This is a genomic window from Burkholderia sp. SIMBA_051 (assembly GCF_046534915.1).
GTDB classification, from domain to species: domain Bacteria; phylum Pseudomonadota; class Gammaproteobacteria; order Burkholderiales; family Burkholderiaceae; genus Burkholderia; species Burkholderia ambifaria.
Genome location: NZ_JAWRXS010000787.1, coordinates 1 through 242 on the forward strand (window position 1 = coordinate 1; position 242 = coordinate 242).

A 242-nucleotide genomic window follows, 5' to 3' on the forward strand; every position below is an offset into this window, starting at 1 on the left:
CTCCAAAGATATTGCACAAGAGCGAAAATAGAATTAACGGTAATAGTGCATCGGTCAGACTCAATTGTTGGCCGGGTATTACAGGGTGGCTGGTTCTTCTCAATATAGGGAGAGCTAGCGATATTAGTGCGATCGCAAGAAAAAAGGAAACTAAAAGACCAAGAGCGACTGTTACGGCGTTTGCATATTTTCTTGCCGCATTGTTGCTGTTTAGCATTTTTTGCCCGATGTCACCTATTATC

The 242-nt window shown here is 42.6% G+C and carries 1 protein-coding gene; it reads right to left on the reverse strand.

The annotated features are described in order from the left end of the window. The coding region (locus tag SB771_RS36615; protein WP_410722238.1) for a hypothetical protein at nucleotides 1-242 on the reverse strand (242 nt) is incomplete at both ends.